Here is a 16,772-nt window from a genome sequence, read left to right on the forward strand (position 1 = left end):
GTATCCCGTTACGTTGCAAGAAAAAACGCAAAATGGGATGAGAGACGATGCTGACAAAGGGCGACGATTTCCCGCTGCACCAGAGCGCCGAGCCGATTGCCTTCGCGGGCACCGACCGCAATTTCTATGATCGCTATTTCTTCAACGGCTATTCGCCCGACGGGTCGGTCTTCTTCGCCGCGGCGATGGGTTTCTATCCGCAGTTGGGCATCGTCGATGCGGCCTTTTGCGTGTTGGCGGGTGGCGTGCAGCATAATCTGCGCGCAAGCCGACGCTCAGGCGGCGAACGGCTCGACCTGTCGGTGGGGCCGATCGCGATCAACATCGACGCACCGCTCGAAACGCTGACGCTGCGTATCGTCGCCAACGATGGCCCGCTCGCCGCCGAGCTGCGGTTCACTGCGCGCCATTTCCCGATCGAGGAACCGCGCTTCACCCGCCGCAACGGCACCCGCCTGTTCATGGACTATACGCGCATGACGCAAAACGGCCATTGGTCGGGATGGCTCTCGGTCGATGGTGCGCGCGTCGATGTCGGGGCCGACTGGGCCGGAACGCGCGACCGCAGCTGGGGTATCCGCCCCGTCGGCGCGGCCGAGCCGCAACCGCCGCCGCAGGGCAATTTCCACCAATTCTTCTGGCTGTGGACGCCGTGCAATTTCGAGGGTCGCTCGCTCTTCTTTCACAGCAACGACGATGGCGAGGGGAGCCCATGGAACCGCCGCGCGGTGCTGGTCGGCGCGAACGGCGGCGAGCGCCATTATGCCGACCCCGCTTTTGCCGCCGAATGGCAGCCGGGCACGCGGCGCCTGAGCAGGCTGACCGCCGATTTCGATGGCAAGACGCGCCTGACGCTGACCCCGAGCGGGCCGGTGTTCGCGATGAGCGGGCTCGGCTACACGCACCCCGTCTGGGGCCATGGTTTCGACCATGGCGACCTCGAGGTGTCGCACGACAGCCTGTCCGAGGCCGAACGGATGTGGGGCAATCCGCTCGCGATGCATGTGCAGGCGCTCATCCGCGCCGACCTCGCCGACGGCGACCGCAGCGAGGGCGGTATCGGGGTGCTCGAACAATTGTTCGTCGGCCCGCACGCCCCGACCGGCCTCACCGGTCTGATGGACCCCGCGCCGTGAGTTTTCCGACCTCGCCCGAGGCGATGCAGCCGACGTGGCTCAGCGCGGTGCTCGGGCATCCGGAAAAGCTGAAGGGTTTCGTCGCGGCCAAGGTCGGCACCGGGCAGATGTGCGACAGCTATCGCCTGACGCTCGACTGGGACGCGGGCGTCGACGCCCCCGCAACGGTGATCGCCAAATGCCCCAGCCATGACGAGGCGAGCCGCAATATCGCCAAGCTCACCGGCACCTATGTCAAGGAAATCAGCTGGTATCGCGAGCTTGCCGCCGCCAGCGGGGTTCCCGCGCCGATATGCCATTATTGCGATATTGCCGACGATGATGTCGACTTCGTCCTGATCCTGTCTGACCTCGCTCCGGCGCAGGCGGGCGACCAGCTTGCCGGTCTCGGCCTCTCCGGGCTGATCCCCTGCATCGAAGCCGCGGCAAAACTTCACGCCTATTTGTGGAACGACGCCCGGCTCGCGCAGATGCCCTCGCTTGCACGCGACAATGCGGGGCTGATCCGCACGCTGTTCCCCCAGCTCTATGCCGGCTTTCGCGAACGTTATGCGGAAAGGCTCGCGCCCGAGGTGCTCGATCTCGGCGCCGGGCTCGTTACGAAACTCGACGCCTATCTGGCGCGCGAGCCTTCGGTCCGGACGATCGTCCATGGCGACCTGCGCGTCGACAATATCCTCTTCGCGCCGGACGGCGAAGCCTGCTGGATCGTCGACTGGCAGACGCTGGGGCGCGGCAGCGGCGCCGCCGACCTCGCCTATCTGGTCGGCACCAGCATCGCCGACCCGGTCGAGCGCGCGGCGGCCGACCGGCCGGCATTCGACCATTGGATCGCGGCATTGACCGCCGCGGGCGTCAAGCCCGATGCCGCAGCGCTGTGGACCGACTACCGCGTCGGGGCCCTGAGCGGCTATTTCATGGCGGTCTTCGCCTCGATGAGTGTCGAACGCACCGCGCGCGGCGACGAGATGTTCGCGGTGATGGCCGAACGGCCCGCACGGCAGGCGCTGGCGCTGGGGAGCCTCGACCTGTTATAGCAATACCAAGAACCGACCGGTTCTGACCTGTCTTTCATCGTCATCCCGGACTTGATCCGGGATCCATAACCGCACCATCGTCGTGGATCCCGGATCAAGTCCGGGATGACGAAATGGGTAAGGGAACGGCAACTTCCCACCCCAAAGCCGACATTCCCGACCTCGTTCCCACAAAGGAAAAGGGCGGCCCGTTGCCGGACCGCCCTTCCTTTCTCCGTCCGTCGACGAAAGAAACTGATTAGCGCTTCGAGAACTGGAAGCTGCGGCGGGCCTTGGCCTTGCCGTACTTCTTACGCTCGACGGCGCGGCTGTCGCGGGTCAGGAAGCCGGCCGACTTCACAACGCCGCGAAGCGCGGGTTCGAAGCGGGTCAGCGCCTGCGCGATGCCGTGCAGCACGGCGCCCGCCTGGCCCGAGAGGCCACCGCCCTTGACGGTTGCGATCACGTCATACTGGCCAACGCGCTCGGTCAGGCCGAAGGGCTGGTTGATGACGAGACGCAGCGTCGGACGTGCGAAGTAAACTTCCTGGTCGCGGCCGTTGACGGTGATCTTGCCCGTGCCGGGCTTGACCCACACGCGGGCAACGGCGTCCTTGCGGCGGCCGGTCGCATAGGCGCGGCCCTGCTTGTCGACGATCTTTTCGCGCAGCGGCGTGGTCGAGACCGGAGCGGCAACGGTGCCTTCGACGGCGCCGGCGAGATCCTTGAGATCGGTCATGGTCTGTTCGTCAGCCATTATGCACCCACCTTGTTCTTGCGGTTCATCGACGCGACGTCGATCACTTCGGGGCTCTGCCCTTCATGCGGATGTTCGGTGCCGGCGAAGATGCGCAGGTTGCGCATCTGCTGGCGGCCGAGCGGGCCACGCGGGATCATGCGTTCGACGGCCTTTTCGAGCACGCGCTCGGGGAAACGGCCTTCGAGGATCTTCGCGGGGCTCGTTTCCTTGATGCCGCCGGCATAGCCGGTGTGCTTGTAGTAACGCTTGTCCTGCAGCTTCTTGCCGGTGAACGCCACCTTCTCCGCGTTGATGACGATGACATTGTCACCGCAATCGACGTGGGGGGTGAACGACGGCTTGTGCTTGCCGCGCAGGATGTTGGCGATAATCGATGCAACGCGGCCCACAACGAGACCCTCGGCGTCGATCAGCACCCATTTCTTTTCGACCGTCGCGGCGTTCGCCGATACAGTCGTCTTGGTCAGCGCCTTCATCATGGCGACCTCCTTGACAGATATGGACTAGGACGAGCAGCCAAGCCGCCGCCCGAAAACAAACCGCGCCGCCTGATCCTTGAAGGGACGCAGCGGCGCTTCGGAGCGGGCCAATGGCGCCAACCGAGCGGAAAGTCAAGCAGATCGCGGCTTTGCTGACAGGTATTATGATACCTTTAGCTTTGCGGAACGATCTCCAGCGCGCGAACCCGCTCTTCGACGAGGGTCCGTCCGTCGCCCTCGGCATCGACGATCCAGCTCTGCCGCTGCTCGCGCATCACCAGCCCCGTCGCGGTGTCGACGGTCCACAGATTGTCGATTTCCAGCGGCTTGGCGGCACCGGCAACGGGCGCAGAATCGCGCTCGACCTTGGCGATCGTCTGCAACGCGCCGCCGTGCGTGATCGATATGCTCGCGCCGTCCGCCTGTGCCGAGAGCGGAATAGCGCCATTGGCAGGCGCAACCAGCGCCCGGATATCGGCGGTCGCCAGCTTGTCGCGTTCGGCAGCGGGGAGCGCCGCAATCAACTGCGCCAATTGCCTGGCTTCAGGCCGCCCCGCCTTGGCGCCCACTGCCTCGATCCGCGCGGTCACCCGCTCCCACAATCCGTCCGGGTCGACAAGATCGATTCGGCTGCCGTCGGGCGCGACAAGATAGGCGATCGGTTCGCCGACGAGCGGATCGAGCATCAACGACAGCGCGCGGGTCACTTCGGGGCGGGCATCCGAATCGATCCGCTGCAGCACCGCCTCGAGCCGGTAACCGCGCCCGACACGCTGCCATTGCAGCGCATAGACGAGTGAGAAGTTGATCAGCGATCCTTCGCGGCCGATCCGGCGCGTGGTCACGCGATAGGTCATCGGTCGGCCCACCGGGGGAGCGAACTGGAAATGCACGGCCGTCGCAGCCGGAACGTCGCCCGGCTCAGAGGACGGAAGGGGCTGGGCCGCCAGCAGCAATAGCGCGCCGAGGCTGCCGGCCGGGATCATGCCGAGCAGCGGCCCAGTCGGTGAAGCCCCGCCGCGGCGATGGCGACGAGGATCGCACCGGTCACCTGATGCCACACGGCGACCCACATCGAAACGCCCGAGACGACGGTCCAGATGCCGAGCAGCATCTGCGCCGCGACGACCGCGACGAGCAGCCGCGCCTCGATAGGCGCGCCGCGCCGCGACAAGGCGCGCGCGAGGAGGAGCAACGCGAGCGCCGCAACCCACGACCACCAGCGATGGAGGAAATGGATGAGGAAAGGATCGTTGGTCAGCGCCAGCCAGGCGCCGCCCGCCCAGTCGATACCCTCGGGCACGAAATGATCGTTCATCAGGGGCCAGCTGCTCGCGACATAGCCCGCGTTGAGCCCCGCGACCCACGCGCCGAGCAGCAGCTGGACGAAGAGGATCGCGATGACGCCGATCGCGGGTCCGGTCAGGCGCGCCGGCCGCGCCGCGGGATCGTGCGCCAGGCTGCCCAGATCGCGCGCCGTCCACACCAGCCCTGCGAGCAGGAACAGCGCAGTCAGCAAATGGGTGGCCAGGCGGAAATGGCTGACGTCGACGCGATATTCGAGGCCCGAGGCGACCATCCACCAGCCGATCGCGCCCTGCAGCCCGACGAGCGCGGCAAGTGCGAGCAAGCGCAAGCCGTAACCGCTGGGGATCGCGCGGCGCCAGGCGTACCAGATCAATGGCACGACCAGCGCCATGCCGACGAGCCGCCCGAGGATGCGGTGCAGCCACTCCCAGAAAAAGATCGCCTTGAACCCCGCCAGCGTCATGCCGAGGTTGATCTCCTTATATTCGGGGATCTGCTTATACTTCTCGAATTCCGCGATCCATCCAGCCTCGCTCAGCGGCGGCAGCACGCCCGAAACGGGGCGCCATTCGGTGATCGAAAGCCCCGATTCGGTGAGGCGGGTGATACCGCCGACCCCGACCACGATGATCACGAGTAATGCGACCGCCCACAGCCAGCGCGCGAGCGCCGCGGGGCGGGGTTGGTGGGCGGCAGGCGCCGGCAAGACAGAGGCGTGCGTCATGGCCCGCCCTATCGGCGCTTGCCGGGCGATAGGCAAGAGGCCCGGAACCCGGCGTCCCGCGGGAAATTCATGGCCCCGACAGCTGCGACTTGATAGGGGACGGCGATGCCGCCCCGCGCCCCGATGATCCTTGCAGCTCTGCTGGCGTCTATGGCAGCGCCCGTCCTCGCTGCGCCGCCCGCCGCACAATCGCCCTATGCCGCATTAGCGTCGATCGAGGCGCGCGTCGCTACCATCGGCTTTCGGTTGACGACCGCCAACGCCGCCTGGTGCCCGGTACGCCAGCCGCAGTTCGGGTGGATATGGGGCGACCCGCGCCTTTATGCGGCAGACCGGCGCACCGAAGCGCTCGCGGCTTATGGTGCCGTCGACCAGCTTCACCCTTACATTGCGGCGCTGGCCCCGCACTCGCCCGCCGCATCGGCGGGGATGAAGGTCGGCACACCCGTCACGGCGATAGCGGACGCGCCCGTCCCCGACGGAATCGGGGACCATCCCTTCGCGCGGATCACGGCGATCGAAGGCAGCATGGCGGCGCTGCCGGTCGATACCGCGATCGCATTGCATGTCGGCGCCGGGCGCATCGTCAGCCTCACCCCGGTCGCCGGCTGCGTCAGCGATTTTCGGGTCGAAGCCAATGAAAGGCCCGCCGCCGTCGCCGACGGACGGATGGTCCTCGTCAACCAGGGCCTTGCCGATTTCGCCGCCGATGACGCGGAACTCGCGGCCGCGATCGCCCACGAGCTGGCGCATAATATATTGCGGCACCGCGCGCGGCTCGACGCGGCGGGGGTCGATCGCGGGCTCGGCAAGCAATTCGGCCGCAATGCGCGCCTGTTCAAGCAGACCGAGGTCGAGGCCGACCGGCTGTCGGTTTGGCTGCTCGCCGGCGCGGGCTATGATCCCGCCGCGGCGGCGCGCTTCTGGTCGCGCTTCGGCCAGCGAAAGGGACGGCCGATGTTCCAGGCCAGCACCCACCCGAACTGGCGCGACCGCGTCGCGTCGCTCGAAGCCGAGGCGGCGGCGATCGCTTCGCTGCGCAAAGCGGGCCAGCCGCTGCGCCCGCCGCTGGTCGGCGCCCTGCCGCCCTTGGAATAGGCGCGCGCACATCCTATTTCGGGAACAATCACTTCCCCCCGAAAAGGATCGACGCCCATGACCCAAGAGACCGCCATTTTCGCCGGAGGCTGCTTCTGGTGTACCGAAGCCGTGTTCCAGTCGCTCGGCGGCGTCGAGGGTGTCGAGAGCGGCTATATCGGCGGGACCGTCGAGGATCCGACCTATAAGCAGGTCTGCGGCGGCGACACCGGCCACGCCGAGGCGATCCGCATCACTTTCGATCCCGCCGTCATTTCTTACGACGATTTGCTCGACGTCCATTTTGCGACGCACGATCCGACGACGCTCAACCGCCAGGGTAACGACATCGGCACCCAGTATCGCAGCGCCCTCTTCCCGCTCGATGCGGCGCAGGCCGATGCCGCGCGCGCCGGGATCGCGCGCGCCGCTGCCGATTGGCCCGCACCCATCGTCACGACGATCGAGAGCGCGTCGAAATGGTATCCGGCCGAAGATTATCATCAGGCCTATTGGGACGGCGAAGGCCAGCGCAATCCCTATTGCATGGCGGTGATCCCGCCGAAGCTGGCTAAATTGCGCAAGGGATTCAGTGACCGTTTGCGCGCCGAATAGACGAGGATGAATCGATGCGGCCGCTGTTTCTATATGGTCGCATGACGTCACTTTTCATTGACTTTCCAATTGTTTTGACTAGCGGACGCGCCTTCGCTGGGGCAGGATGCCCCTGAAACGCAGTTGGGGGCGCGGCCAGGTGCTGGCATCACTGTTTCTGATCGGCGCGTTGGTGACGACGCCGCAGATGTCGGTTCAAGCCGCAAGCCAGACCGCTGTCGAAGACGGGTCGGGCGGGATGGCGCGCGCCGTCAACCGGATGGTGGGCGGCATCGTCAGCTATGCGCGCTGGCCCGATGGGTCGGCGGCAACCGCCCGGACGATGTGCGTCGTCGGCGCGCCGCGGCTGGCCGATCGCATGGCGCCCGATGTCCCGGGCCCCGGCTCGGTCACGGTCCGCCGGACGACCACCGCCACCGTCACCCCCGAGTGCGACATCTTGTTCCTCGGCCGGATGCCCGTCGCCGATCGCCGGCAGCTCATCGCCTGGGTGCGCGGCCGTCCGGTCCTGACCATCACCGACGATGACGCAGCATGCATCTATGGCGCGATGTTCTGCCTCAGCAACAAGGCGGCGAGCATCAGCTTTTCGGTCAATATCGACGCGATCGGGCGCGGCCCGCTGCGCATCGACCCGCGTGTCCTGCGGATCGGCGGCGGCAAAGGGGGGGCGGCATGACCGGCCAGACCCCCACGCCCTCGGTCGAACGGATCGGTGCACGCACGACGCTGCAAAAGCTGCTGTCGCGCTTTCATTTCGGGATCACGCTGTTCGCGGTCGCGCTTTCGGGTCTGACGATCCTGCTCGCCGGGGTGACCGCGCTGCGCGGCTATGCCGATCGCAATATGGAACTCGCGGCGCAGCTCGGCGCCTATGGCGTCGAACCCGCGCTGGTGTTCAACGATCCGCAGGCAGTGCGCGAAGGGCTGGAACCCTTGACCCGCATTCCCGGCATCGCCCGCTTGCGCGTACTCAACGACGTCGGCCGGCCCGTCACCGAATGGGCCTCGCCCAGTGCCGACCCGGCGCCGATCCTCACCCGCATCTTCTTCCCCCGGCCCTTTGCCGTCACCGTCCAGCGCAACGGGTCGGCGATCGGCACGATCGAGGTGTGGGGCGACAGTTCGACATTGGTCGATTATGTCCGCCTCGGCCTGCTTGCCGGCTTCGGCTGTCTGCTCATCACGGCGTTCGGCACCATCTTCCTCGCGCGGCGCTTCGAATATGAGCTGGTCAAGCCATTGAACGAAATTGCGACCGTCGCCCACGACGTGCGCCTGCACCGGCGGTTCGACAAGCGAGTGAAGCCGCTCGGCATTGCCGAGCTCGACCGGCTGGGCGGCGATATCAATGCGCTGCTCGACGAACTGCAGGGCTGGCAGGGGCATATGGAAACCGAGCGCGCGCTGCTCGCGCACCGCGCGTCGCACGACACATTGACCGCGATGCCGAACCGCGCCGCGTTCGACGAGCAACTGGCGGAGCATATCCGGTCCGCAGAGGGGCGTGGCGACCGCTTTGCGCTGCTTTTCATCGACGCCGACAATTTCAAGGCGGCAAATGACAATTTCGGCCATGCCGCGGGCGACACCGTGCTCGTCGCGCTGTCGGCCTGCATCAAGGAAACGCTTCGCAAGGGCGATTTCGCGGCAAGGATCGGCGGGGACGAATTTATCGTCATCGTCGACCCGCTCGACACCGACGCCGTCCCCGGCGATCTGGCGAACCGGATCCGCGCCTGCGTGTCGCAGCCCATCGCGCTGCCGGGCGGCGAAACCTACCGCGCGGCGGTCAGCGTCGGCGTCGCGGTCTTCCCCGACGATGGCACCAACGCCACCGCGCTGCTCACCGCGGCCGACGCCGCCATGTATGCCGACAAACTGACCAACCGTTCCCGATGATGACCAGCGGAGTGATGCCGTGACACTTGATTTCCCCCGATCGATCCGAACCCTTTTCCTCATGGGCTTCGCGGCCTTGCTCGCGGCGTGCCAAAGCGTGCCGCCGACCACCGGCTTCACCCCCGGACAAATCGCCGTTCTCCAGTCCCAAGGCTTTGTGGAGGACGGTCCCGGGTGGATGCTGAGCATGCCCGAACGGCTGCTTTTCGCGTCGAACGAAAGCAGCGTGTCGCCCGACCAGCAGCAGCGGATCAGCGATATTGCCGCCAAGCTCGTTTCGGTGGGCATCGCGACCGCGCGGGTGGAAGGTCATACCGATTCGACCGGCGCCCCGGCCTATAATCTGACGTTGTCGCAGGCGCGCGCAGAGGCCGTCGCGGCGCCGATGCAGGCGGGCGGCATGCGATTTACCGCGGACCAGATCGTCGGCCGCGGCGAGACCCTGCCGCTGTCGAGCAACACGACAGCGGAGGGGCGGCAGGACAACCGGCGCGTGGTCGTGATCGTCACGCCGCAGTGACGCGGCCGTCGGCGCTGTCCCGGACTCTTTTCTTGACCAAAGTTCGCGGCTAAGCCCTCGCTCATGAAACCGATCCGCAAAGCCGTCTTCCCCGTCGCCGGCCTCGGCACCCGCTTCCTCCCCGCGACCAAGGCGATCCCCAAGGAGATGCTGCCCGTCGTCGACCGGCCGCTGATCCAATATGCGGTCGACGAAGCGCGCGAGGCGGGGATCGAGCAGATGATCTTCGTCACCGGTCGCGGCAAAAGCGCGATCGAGGATCATTTCGACGTCGCGTTCGAACTCGAAAAGACGATGTCCGAGCGCGGCAAGGATCTGTCAGTGCTCGAACCGACGCGGCTCGGCCCCGGCGCCTGCGCCTATGTCCGGCAACAGGAACCGCTGGGCTTGGGGCACGCGATCTGGTGCGCGCGCGACATCGTCGGCGACGAACCCTTCGCGATCTTCCTCCCCGACGAATTCATGCACGGGTCGCCCGGCTGCATGAAGCAGATGGTCGATGCGTATCAAAAGGTCGGCGGTAATCTGATCTCGGTGCTCGAAGTGCCGCACGAACAGGTGTCCGCCTATGGCGTTATCGCGCCCGGCGCGCGCGACGGGGCGCTGACCGAAGTGAAGGGCCTGGTCGAAAAACCGCCGGTCGCCGACGCGCCGTCGAACCTGATCATTTCGGGCCGCTATATCTTGCAACCCGAAGTGATGCGCGTGCTCGAACGCCAGGAAAAGGGCGCGGGCGGCGAAATCCAGCTCACCGACGCGATGGCGACGATGATCGGCAACCAGCCCTTCCACGCCGTCACCTTCGAAGGCGCGCGCTACGACTGCGGATCGAAAGCCGGATATATCCAGGCCAATCTGGCGGTCGCGCTCGAACGGCCCGACATCGCGGACGAAGTGCGCGCTTTTGCGATCGATCTGCTGAAATAGGAGCGGCGGAGGCAGCAGCCTCCGCCGGCCTGGCGCTTATTCGCCTTCGATATTCGGTTTCGGGAAGCTGTCGGCCCCGAGCGTCTTGTAGAGCAAGCCGCCAATCGCCCCGCCGATCAACGGCGCGATCCAGAACAGCCACAATTGCTGCAGCGCGATGCCGCCCACGACCAGCGCGGGACCGGTGCTGCGCGCCGGATTGACCGAGGTGTTGGTCACCGGGATCGAGATGAGGTGGATCAGCGTCAGCGCAAGGCCGATCGCGATCGGTGCGAAACCCGCGGGCGCACGGCCGTCGGTCGACCCCATGATGATCCACAGGAAGAAGGCGGTGAGCACGATCTCGATGATGAAGCCCGACCAGATGTCATAATGTCCCGGCGAACCCGCATCGAAGCCGTTGGCCGCTAGGCCGTTCGTGGCGAGATCATAGGCCGGATTACCACTGGCGACGTAAAAGAGCAGGAACGCCGCGACGATCGCGCCGAGCACCTGCGCGACGACATAGAGCGGAATATCGCGCGCGTCGAAACGCCCGCCCGCCCACAGCCCCACGGTGACTGCGGGGTTGAGGTGACAGCCCGAAATATGGCCGATCGCATAGGCCATGGTGACAACCGTCAGACCGAAAGCAAGCGAGACGCCGAGCAGTCCGATCCCGACGTCGGGGAATGCCGCGGCCAGAACCGCGCTGCCGCAGCCGCCGAAGACAAGCCAGAACGTGCCGATAAATTCGGCCAGACCCTTTTGGATATTCGTCATGATGACCCTCCTCCCCGCCGATGGCCTCAGACGCCCCCGGCGCGAGCGGCATCCTATCAGCGCTGCGCGAACGGGCAAGCCCTTGTCCGGCCAAGACGAATCAGGCGGCCGCGACCGCTTCGACGAAGTGGCGCGCACGCTGGTGCAGCGACAGCGCCGCCTCGGTCAGCCCGGCGGACAATTTGCCCAGCGCCTGCGCGCCATCGCCGACGGCGGTCGCGCCATGTCCGATTTCGCGGACGCGCGCGTCGATTTCGCGGCCCGCAAAGACCGCCTGTTCGACATAGCTCGCGATCGTCAGCGTCGTCGCGCTCTGTCCATCGACCGCGCGGTCGATCGCGTCGGAAAAACCATTGTTGGCGTCGATCGCCTTCTCGACCTCTTCAAATCCCGCCGCGACCTGTTCGACGATGTCGCGGATCCGGTCGACATATTGGGTGATGTCGCCCGCTGCGACGCGCGTCTGGCTGGCCAGCGTCTTCACCTCCGACGCGACCACGGCAAAGCCGCGGCCGGCATCACCGGCGCGCGCCGCCTCGATCCCTGCATTGAGCGCGAGCATATTGGTGCGGCTCGCCATGTCGATGATCAATGCGAGCATCTGTTCGATCGACTGGCTCGCCGCCTTCAATGCGATCGACCGATCGCTGGCCTGCTTGATCTTGCGATGCGCGTCGCCGCGAACGGTGCGCGCGCGCGATCCGTCGTCGACGATCTTCGCCATCGTCGCCGCAAGCGCATGACCGCGATCGCCGAGGTCCTGCAGCCCGGCAAGCGTCTGCGCGGTCGCGCCCGCGACGGTGACCGCGTCGCGCCCTGTTTGCTGAGCACGTTCGGACAGCGTGCCGGCGACCGCTTCGACCTTGCGCGCCATGTCGGACAGCGTCGCGGTCAGCGCGGTGATGTCCTGCTGGAACCGCCGCCCGGCATCGTCGATGTGCGTCGTGCGCGCCGCCCGTTCCTCTGCCAGTTCGACCTCGCGCAGCATCGCCAGCTTGGCGAGCTGGCCGCTGTCGAGCGTTTCGACGAAGCGTCCCGCGCGGACGAGGATCAGTTCCTGCTGCCCCGGCGACTGCGCCACGACGCGCAGCAAATCGGTCGTCGATCGTGCGACATCGGCGGTCGGACATGCTTCGATCATCGAGGCGATCGAGCCGCCGATCGTCGGATTTTGCATCAGCGAAAACCAGAAGGGACAGAAGAGCAATTCGCGCACCCGCTGTTCGCGAATGATGCCCACCGGCCGCTCTTCGCCATCGACCACCGCGAGCGCCCGAAGCTGCGGATTGCCGCGGAACAGATCGATGACCTCAGACATATGCGCGTCGGCGCCGATCGCGGACGCGTGGCCCGGCGATGGCGTAAAGGCATATCCCATGGCGTTCATCACTCTCTCTTCAGTCTGCGACCTTGTTCGCGCATCGACCTAGAGGCTGTTGGTAAACAGCAATTTAACCATTTATTTCAGTGATGTGACACGCCGACCGCGCGCGGCGCCGATCCGTCGCAATATCCTGTTCAGATCGCGGCGGTTATGCGATGGGGCGTCATCGGCGAGGAGAAGAAAATGCGCGTTTTAATTCTGGCGGTCATGGCCGCTCCCCTGCTCGCCGGCTGTTTCAGCGCGGTCAAGACGGTCGTCACCGCGCCGGTCAAAGCCGTCGGCCAGGTCGCCGACTGGTCGACGACCAGTCAGGACGAATCGGATCGCAACCGCGGCCGTGAAATGCGCAAGCGCGAGGAACAGATGGGCAAGCTGTCGCGCCAGCGCGACAAGGCGGCCGAAAAGTGCCGCGACGGCAAGGCCGACCAATGCCAGCGCGCCGAAGTGCTCGAGCATGAAATCGAAGCATTGATGGCGGCGCCGCGTTAAAATCCTCCTTGTGCCGCAGGCATGGGGAGGTGGCAGCGCGAAGCGCTGACGGAGGGGCTATGACGCTTGCCCCTCCACCACTCGCTACGCGAGCGGTCCCCCTCCCCATCGCTGCGCGACAGGGAGGACCGAAAGCTACCGCACCCGCCGGCCCGTCCATACGACGCGGCCGACCAGTTGCACCGACGCCATCGGCAGGTCATCCCAGCTGCGATAGTGCGGATTGTCGCTGATCACCGAAATGCGGCCCTGCCCCGGCGCGCGCGCGACGCGCTTCACCATCAGCACATCGTCCATGCGCAGGACATAGATGCCGTCGCGCAGCCGCGCCGCGGCGTCGCCGCCATCGACCAATATATCGTCGCCATCGTCGAGCGTCGGCGCCATCGAATCGCCCTCGACGCGAATGATGCTGAGCGCGCGCGGATCGGCCCCCAGGTCGCGCAGCCATTTCGGGTCGAACGCGACCTCGCCCTCGACGGCTTCGCCATCGACGCTGGCGCCCGCGCCCGCCGAGGCGCCGATCGCGAGTTTCGGCACCAATATCATTCCGGGCCCGCGCCCCCGCGCCGGGGTCGCGACGCGCTGCACCGGCCCGCCCAGCATCGCTTCGGACACGCCGAGATAGGCGGCGATGCGCGCACGATCCTGCTCGGCCAGCCGCCGCGGCGAACCGCGCTTGATATATTGCTGGATATAGGCGGGGTTGCGCCCGATCACCTGCGATATGCGCGCATAGTCGATCCCTCTTTCAGTCAAGAGGCGGTCGAGCGCGGTGCGCGGATCCTGATCGAAATCGGCCATAGTCGCTTGGGGCTGGTCCTTCCTATTTCGTCTCTAGCAAACGGATTTTTCCTAGACAAGTAGGAAAATGAGCATCAAATAGGAAATATCCTATCGGGTGAGTCGCCCGGTTTCAGCGCGATCAGGGAGGAAAATATGGAGCGCAGCCTGCTGCAACGGATTGAGGCCTTCCTGAAGGAATCGGCGATGCCGCCAAGCGTATTCGGCCGCGCCGCGGCGCACGACCCGCGCCTCGTCGCCGATTTGCGCGGGGGACGCGAGCCGGGGCTCGACATGATATGCCGTGTGGAACATTTCATGAACAAATGGCGTGCCGAGCGGCGCGCGGGCCATGTCGCGCCGCAGGGCGACCGGCGAACCCGCGCCTTCCGCCGCACCGAACTGGGAGCACAGGCATGATGCGCTGGTCACCCGCCTTGCCGCCGCGTCCCGGTTGTCCGCATCGGCGGCTTCGCCATCTGCTCGTCCGAGAATTGCCGCATGGGCTGGCGCCCGGCGCGTCGACTTTTCGCCCTTGGGCGAGCGCGAGTTTCGTCGGCGCGCGCCACCTGTTCCCCTGCGTGCTCGCGGCCGGCGACAGCGAGCCGGTTCGCCGCGCGCTGCACGACCGGCTGAACGCGACCGAATGGACGCTCCCCGGCCATATCGTCGCCGATGTCGTGGTGGAATGCGGGACCGCGCCGCAGACGCTGCGGATCGAAATATTGACGGTCGAGGATTAGCCGACCGACTGGCGCGTCATCCGCTGCAAGGTGCTGAGCGCGGCTTCGAGCGCGAAGTCGACTTCGGGCTCGACGGTTTCCGCGGCATCGTCGGGCACCGGAATCGCAGCAGTCGAAGCCGGGGCAGCCCGCTGACGGCGCGTCAGCCCCGCTTCGAAGCGCGCGACCATCGCGCCGAGCGACTTGTCGGCGGGGTCGGGCATCGGCGGCGGCGAAGTCATTTCGGCGGGTTGCAGCCAGGGCGCGTCGCCGTCGAATTCTTCTTCGGGCGCCAGATCGGCAAGCACCAGTTCATCGGCGTGATCGGCTTCGGCTTCACCCAACCACAGGCCGGGCGCAACCGGTTCGGCGATAGCGCTGCCGTCCAGACCGCCCGCCGGCAGATCGCGGCCCGCGCGGATCGGCGGGCGCGGCGGATCGTCGGGGTGCAGGTCGACGCGGCGGCGGCGCGTCAGAATCTCTTCGCTATCGTCACTCTCCACCTCATGCGACGTACGGCGGAAACGGTCGCGCAGCGACGACAAGCCGGCCGCTTCGGGCTTTGCGATCAGCAGCGCAACGAGGCCCGCGATCAATGCGGCGAACGCCGACATGCCGAAGGCGAGCGCGAGCCGCCCGCCATTGCCGATCGGCTGCACGAAAAGGTCGGAGAGCCGGTCGAGATAGAGGTTCCAGCTGATCCCCGCGACCCACGAAAAGGGCATGACCGCGGCGAACAGGAAGGTCAGCGCCGCGGCGCCGATCACCGCCGGAATCGCGGGCTGGAGCGCGCGCAGCAGAGCGGTCGCTGTCGCTTTGGCCCGATTCTCGCTGGTCTCTTCCATATCGTTTCAAATCCATCGGCCCGTCGGGCCATTTGCCTTCACTCGGTATCGCGGCGCTCAGGCGCCGCGCAGCAATCGCTGGTAAACCGGCTCGTAACGTAAAATGTTTGATGACCAGTTACGATGGCTTTCCACAAAAATACGTGCTGTCCGCCGTCGCGCGGGCCACATTTCCCGATTTTGCAGCAGCTTGGCGAGCGCATCCGCAATCGCGGCGGGGTCGTCGGGCGCGAACAAGGTGCCCGTGGCGCCATCCTCGATCAGCTCGCGATGCCCGCCGACATCGGACGCCGCGACGAGCTTACCCTGTGCCATCGCCTCGAGCGGTTTCAGCGGCGTGACGAGGTCGGTCAGCCGCATCTTCTTGCGCGGATAGGCGAGGATATCGATCAGCGAATAATAGCGCTCGACCTCCTGATGCGGCACGCGGCCGACGAAATGGATGTGCGCCGCCGCCGGCGATGCCGCCGCTTGGGCTTTCAACGCCGCCTCCATCGGGCCGCCGCCGACGAGGAGCAGCCGCGCCTTGGGCTGCGCGGCGACGAGCGCGGGCATCGCCGCGATCAGATCGTCGATCCCCTCATAATCGTAAAAGCTGCCGATATAGCCGATCACCGCATCGTCGGTGGCAAGCCCGAGCGTGTCAGCAAGCGCATCGTCACGCGGGGTCGGATCGCCGAACAGTTCGAGGTCGACGCCATTGGGCGACACGGTGATTTTGTCCGCGTCGATCCCGCGCGCGATCAGATCGCCGCGCAATCCTTCGCAGATTACTGCGACCGCATCGGCCGATTTCACCGCATAAGTTTCGAGCTGCCTGGTAAGCCAGTAACGCACACTCCCCTCGCGCCCTGTCCCGTTGCCGACCGACGCATCCTCCCAGAAGGCGCGAATTTCATAGATCACCGGGATGCCGAGTTTCTTGCCGACGCGCAGCGCCGCGAGCCCGTCGAGCACCGGCGAATGCGCATGCAGCACATCGGGTTTCCACTCCCTCGCCAGCGCTTCGACGCGCTTCGCCAGCGCCCCGATTTCGCGCCACTCGCGGATCGGCGCGCGCGCGGGCGCAATCGGCGGGGTGCGATAGAAGGTCAGCCCGTCGACGGTCTCGCCATCCGGCCCCGGCTCGGGATGCCGCACGCCCGTTACCCCCGCAACTTCCCAGCCCTTCGCCACCTGCGCCTTCATCAGCGCGCGGGTGCGAAAGGTGTAGCCGCTGTGCGCGGGCAGGCTATGATCGAGGACGTGTAAAATTCGGGTCATCGTGCAGGGCTTTGACATACAAGGCTTAACGCGGCGTCAACCCCAATAGCCTAGGCAACG

At 66.3% G+C, this 16,772-nt stretch carries 20 protein-coding genes; 11 read left to right on the plus strand and 9 right to left on the minus strand.

What is annotated here, in order from left to right; all coding sequences use genetic code 11:
• Positions 1-47: 47 nt before the first annotated feature.
• Positions 48-1,136, plus strand: a complete 1,089-nt coding sequence (locus tag ACTJI5_RS07780; RefSeq protein ID WP_440859890.1) for a hypothetical protein — start codon at positions 48-50, stop codon at positions 1,134-1,136.
• Complete coding sequence (locus tag ACTJI5_RS07785; RefSeq protein WP_440859891.1) at positions 1,133-2,173, plus strand: aminoglycoside phosphotransferase family protein; 1,041 nt, start codon at positions 1,133-1,135, stop codon at positions 2,171-2,173. The genes ACTJI5_RS07780 and ACTJI5_RS07785 overlap by 4 nt, the downstream gene beginning before the upstream one ends.
• A 238-nt stretch (positions 2,174-2,411) precedes the next feature.
• Here the strand turns inward: ACTJI5_RS07785 and rpsI are convergent, their stop codons facing one another.
• The 4 genes from rpsI to ACTJI5_RS07805 form a co-directional block, all read right to left on the minus strand.
• On the minus strand, positions 2,412-2,909 hold the full coding sequence (rpsI, locus tag ACTJI5_RS07790; protein WP_058536938.1) for a 30S ribosomal protein S9: 498 nt from the start codon (positions 2,907-2,909) through the stop codon (positions 2,412-2,414).
• On the minus strand, positions 2,909-3,388 hold the full coding sequence (gene rplM, locus ACTJI5_RS07795) for a 50S ribosomal protein L13 (RefSeq protein ID WP_056373531.1): 480 nt from the start codon (positions 3,386-3,388) through the stop codon (positions 2,909-2,911). Before rplM ends, rpsI begins: the two co-directional genes overlap by 1 nt.
• A gap of 176 nt (positions 3,389-3,564) precedes the next feature.
• On the minus strand, positions 3,565-4,248 hold the full coding sequence (locus ACTJI5_RS07800; protein ID WP_440859892.1) for a hypothetical protein: 684 nt from the start codon (positions 4,246-4,248) through the stop codon (positions 3,565-3,567).
• Between the two features lie 125 nt (positions 4,249-4,373).
• Positions 4,374-5,423, minus strand: a complete 1,050-nt coding sequence (locus tag ACTJI5_RS07805; protein WP_440859893.1) for a COX15/CtaA family protein — start codon at positions 5,421-5,423, stop codon at positions 4,374-4,376.
• 105 nt (positions 5,424-5,528) lie between these two features.
• On the opposite strand from ACTJI5_RS07805, the gene ACTJI5_RS07810 reads away from it, so the two are divergent.
• The 6 genes from ACTJI5_RS07810 to galU all read left to right on the plus strand — a co-directional run bounded on the left by ACTJI5_RS07810 (position 5,529) and on the right by galU (position 10,464).
• A complete protein-coding gene (locus ACTJI5_RS07810) occupies positions 5,529-6,521 on the plus strand; it encodes a M48 family metallopeptidase (RefSeq protein ID WP_440859894.1) in 993 nt (330 codons plus the stop codon).
• Positions 6,522-6,578: 57 nt separating this feature from the next.
• A complete protein-coding gene (gene msrA, locus ACTJI5_RS07815; protein ID WP_440859895.1) occupies positions 6,579-7,115 on the plus strand; it encodes a peptide-methionine (S)-S-oxide reductase MsrA in 537 nt (178 codons plus the stop codon).
• 106 nt (positions 7,116-7,221) lie between these two features.
• Positions 7,222-7,794 (plus strand): YfiR family protein, encoded by a 573-nt coding sequence (locus tag ACTJI5_RS07820; RefSeq protein WP_440859896.1) that lies wholly within the window; start codon positions 7,222-7,224, stop codon positions 7,792-7,794.
• Positions 7,791-9,017 (plus strand): diguanylate cyclase, encoded by a 1,227-nt coding sequence (locus ACTJI5_RS07825; protein ID WP_440859897.1) that lies wholly within the window; start codon positions 7,791-7,793, stop codon positions 9,015-9,017. Before ACTJI5_RS07820 ends, ACTJI5_RS07825 begins: the two co-directional genes overlap by 4 nt.
• A 19-nt stretch (positions 9,018-9,036) precedes the next feature.
• Complete coding sequence (locus ACTJI5_RS07830) at positions 9,037-9,537, plus strand: OmpA family protein (RefSeq protein WP_058536944.1); 501 nt, start codon at positions 9,037-9,039, stop codon at positions 9,535-9,537.
• A gap of 63 nt (positions 9,538-9,600) precedes the next feature.
• On the plus strand, positions 9,601-10,464 hold the full coding sequence (gene galU / locus ACTJI5_RS07835; RefSeq protein WP_440859898.1) for a UTP--glucose-1-phosphate uridylyltransferase GalU: 864 nt from the start codon (positions 9,601-9,603) through the stop codon (positions 10,462-10,464).
• Positions 10,465-10,500: 36 nt separating this feature from the next.
• Here galU and aqpZ read toward each other — a convergent pair whose 3' ends face one another.
• Both aqpZ and ACTJI5_RS07845 read right to left on the minus strand, forming a co-directional pair.
• A complete protein-coding gene (gene aqpZ, locus ACTJI5_RS07840) occupies positions 10,501-11,226 on the minus strand; it encodes an aquaporin Z (RefSeq protein WP_310251363.1) in 726 nt (241 codons plus the stop codon).
• Between the two features lie 100 nt (positions 11,227-11,326).
• Positions 11,327-12,613 (minus strand): methyl-accepting chemotaxis protein, encoded by a 1,287-nt coding sequence (locus tag ACTJI5_RS07845; RefSeq protein WP_440859899.1) that lies wholly within the window; start codon positions 12,611-12,613, stop codon positions 11,327-11,329.
• Between the two features lie 180 nt (positions 12,614-12,793).
• On the opposite strand from ACTJI5_RS07845, the gene ACTJI5_RS07850 reads away from it, so the two are divergent.
• Positions 12,794-13,099: a hypothetical protein gene (locus tag ACTJI5_RS07850; protein WP_058537039.1), complete on the plus strand. Its 306-nt coding sequence runs from the start codon at positions 12,794-12,796 to the stop codon at positions 13,097-13,099.
• Positions 13,100-13,234: 135 nt separating this feature from the next.
• Here the strand turns inward: ACTJI5_RS07850 and ACTJI5_RS07855 are convergent, their stop codons facing one another.
• Positions 13,235-13,903 (minus strand): S24 family peptidase, encoded by a 669-nt coding sequence (locus tag ACTJI5_RS07855; RefSeq protein ID WP_440859900.1) that lies wholly within the window; start codon positions 13,901-13,903, stop codon positions 13,235-13,237.
• 135 nt (positions 13,904-14,038) lie between these two features.
• Between ACTJI5_RS07855 and ACTJI5_RS07860 the strand changes: the two genes are divergently transcribed.
• Both ACTJI5_RS07860 and ACTJI5_RS07865 read left to right on the plus strand, forming a co-directional pair.
• On the plus strand, positions 14,039-14,302 hold the full coding sequence (locus ACTJI5_RS07860) for a hypothetical protein (protein ID WP_440859901.1): 264 nt from the start codon (positions 14,039-14,041) through the stop codon (positions 14,300-14,302).
• Complete coding sequence (locus ACTJI5_RS07865) at positions 14,299-14,625, plus strand: hypothetical protein (protein ID WP_440859902.1); 327 nt, start codon at positions 14,299-14,301, stop codon at positions 14,623-14,625. The genes ACTJI5_RS07860 and ACTJI5_RS07865 overlap by 4 nt, the downstream gene beginning before the upstream one ends.
• Here the strand turns inward: ACTJI5_RS07865 and ACTJI5_RS07870 are convergent.
• Both ACTJI5_RS07870 and ACTJI5_RS07875 read right to left on the minus strand, forming a co-directional pair.
• Positions 14,622-15,449: a hypothetical protein gene (locus ACTJI5_RS07870; RefSeq protein ID WP_440859903.1), complete on the minus strand. Its 828-nt coding sequence runs from the start codon at positions 15,447-15,449 to the stop codon at positions 14,622-14,624. The two genes, ACTJI5_RS07865 and ACTJI5_RS07870, sit on opposite strands and share 4 nt — an antisense overlap.
• A 57-nt stretch (positions 15,450-15,506) precedes the next feature.
• Positions 15,507-16,712, minus strand: a complete 1,206-nt coding sequence (locus ACTJI5_RS07875; RefSeq protein WP_440859904.1) for a TIGR04063 family PEP-CTERM/XrtA system glycosyltransferase — start codon at positions 16,710-16,712, stop codon at positions 15,507-15,509.
• Positions 16,713-16,772 lie beyond the last annotated feature (60 nt).

The organism is Sphingopyxis sp. 22461 (assembly GCF_052044915.1).
Lineage (GTDB): Bacteria > Pseudomonadota > Alphaproteobacteria > Sphingomonadales > Sphingomonadaceae > Sphingopyxis.

What these genes read in the sequence shown, in the direction of transcription:
- ACTJI5_RS07780 (WP_440859890.1), top strand. Translation starts at nt 48, where the DNA reads ATGCTGACAAAGGGCGACGATTTCCCGCTGCACCAGAGCGCCGAGCCG.
- rpsI (WP_058536938.1), bottom strand. Translation starts at nt 2,909, where the DNA reads ATGGCTGACGAACAGACCATGACCGATCTCAAGGATCTCGCCGGCGCC.
- rplM (WP_056373531.1), bottom strand. Translation starts at nt 3,388, where the DNA reads ATGAAGGCGCTGACCAAGACGACTGTATCGGCGAACGCCGCGACGGTC.
- ACTJI5_RS07800 (WP_440859892.1), bottom strand. Translation starts at nt 4,248, where the DNA reads ATGACCTATCGCGTGACCACGCGCCGGATCGGCCGCGAAGGATCGCTG.
- ACTJI5_RS07805 (WP_440859893.1), bottom strand. Translation starts at nt 5,423, where the DNA reads ATGACGCACGCCTCTGTCTTGCCGGCGCCTGCCGCCCACCAACCCCGC.
- ACTJI5_RS07810 (WP_440859894.1), top strand. Translation starts at nt 5,529, where the DNA reads ATGCCGCCCCGCGCCCCGATGATCCTTGCAGCTCTGCTGGCGTCTATG.
- msrA (WP_440859895.1), top strand. Translation starts at nt 6,579, where the DNA reads ATGACCCAAGAGACCGCCATTTTCGCCGGAGGCTGCTTCTGGTGTACC.
- ACTJI5_RS07820 (WP_440859896.1), top strand. Translation starts at nt 7,222, where the DNA reads ATGCCCCTGAAACGCAGTTGGGGGCGCGGCCAGGTGCTGGCATCACTG.
- ACTJI5_RS07825 (WP_440859897.1), top strand. Translation starts at nt 7,791, where the DNA reads ATGACCGGCCAGACCCCCACGCCCTCGGTCGAACGGATCGGTGCACGC.
- galU (WP_440859898.1), top strand. Translation starts at nt 9,601, where the DNA reads ATGAAACCGATCCGCAAAGCCGTCTTCCCCGTCGCCGGCCTCGGCACC.
- aqpZ (WP_310251363.1), bottom strand. Translation starts at nt 11,226, where the DNA reads ATGACGAATATCCAAAAGGGTCTGGCCGAATTTATCGGCACGTTCTGG.
- ACTJI5_RS07845 (WP_440859899.1), bottom strand. Translation starts at nt 12,613, where the DNA reads ATGAACGCCATGGGATATGCCTTTACGCCATCGCCGGGCCACGCGTCC.
- ACTJI5_RS07850 (WP_058537039.1), top strand. Translation starts at nt 12,794, where the DNA reads ATGCGCGTTTTAATTCTGGCGGTCATGGCCGCTCCCCTGCTCGCCGGC.
- ACTJI5_RS07855 (WP_440859900.1), bottom strand. Translation starts at nt 13,903, where the DNA reads ATGGCCGATTTCGATCAGGATCCGCGCACCGCGCTCGACCGCCTCTTG.
- ACTJI5_RS07860 (WP_440859901.1), top strand. Translation starts at nt 14,039, where the DNA reads ATGGAGCGCAGCCTGCTGCAACGGATTGAGGCCTTCCTGAAGGAATCG.
- ACTJI5_RS07865 (WP_440859902.1), top strand. Translation starts at nt 14,299, where the DNA reads ATGATGCGCTGGTCACCCGCCTTGCCGCCGCGTCCCGGTTGTCCGCAT.
- ACTJI5_RS07870 (WP_440859903.1), bottom strand. Translation starts at nt 15,449, where the DNA reads ATGGAAGAGACCAGCGAGAATCGGGCCAAAGCGACAGCGACCGCTCTG.
- ACTJI5_RS07875 (WP_440859904.1), bottom strand. Translation starts at nt 16,712, where the DNA reads ATGACCCGAATTTTACACGTCCTCGATCATAGCCTGCCCGCGCACAGC.